We start from the raw sequence: 875 nt of genomic DNA, 5'->3' as shown, positions 1-875 counted from the left end.
TCGTCAGCAGAGGAGCTCAGGTTGTTGTTGTACCAAAGGCCTTTGCTTTGAGTGTGGTCGGATTCTGTACGGTTGGTTGTTTTTACCGCGTTAGAATTGATATTGCCTGTGGCAGAGGCGGTCAGCGCGCCGGCAGTGATGTTGGCTGCGCTCAGGTTGAGGCTGCCGCTGTTGTTCAAAGTCAATGACTCGGATGCATTGATATTGCTGGCGGTAAAGGTTTCCGTTTTGTTGCGGTCTGAACGGAAGTGCTGAACATTTTGCGCTTCTTTGCCGCTGGAAGATTTATTGGCGGAATGGCTGGTAACCGTGCCTTTGATGTCGGTATCACGGGCAAACAATTCCATTTGTGCGCCGGTCAGATTGGCTGACTGGATGCTCAGGTTGCCTTTGCTGTCGATATTCAGGTAGCGGGTGCCGGTAATGGCGGCATTTTGAATGTTTTGTTTGGCGCGTTTGTCGGTCGTGTGGATACGGATGGTACCGGCGCGCATACTGCCGAAGATATGGCCGTCAAGCACCGGTGCATTTGAAGCAGCGTCCAATGCTTCGATTTGTGCGGTTTTGTAGTCGAAGTTGCTTTTGCCTGAAGAAACGTTGATGGCATCGGCGGCATTAACGTTGGCTGATTTGCCGACTACAACTTGCGGTGCGAGCAGGTCAACTACGCGGTTGCCGCTCAAATTACCGTTTACTTGCAGTTGTTTGCCATTGTCGCTGATGTTGAAAGATTTCAACGCGCCGTCTGAAACAGTTGGCGTACCGACAACCAAGGATGCGCGGTTGGCATTCAGGATGCTGCCGCCGTTGTGGGTAATGCCGTTAGGGTTTGCCAAAACATAGTCTGCGGCAATACCGAAGATCTCTTGCTGACC

1 protein-coding gene is annotated in these 875 nt (G+C 51.8%); it reads right to left on the bottom strand.

Going from position 1 to position 875, the window contains the following annotated elements:
• A partial coding sequence (locus tag ACTHS3_RS15680) for a two-partner secretion domain-containing protein (RefSeq protein WP_440368466.1) occupies positions 1 to 875 on the bottom strand: 875 nt, incomplete at both ends.

Source organism: Neisseria sp. P0009.S007, assembly GCF_051962515.1.
Note: the sequence above shows the minus strand (reverse complement) of the source record. Positions and strands in the feature narration are given on the sequence as shown.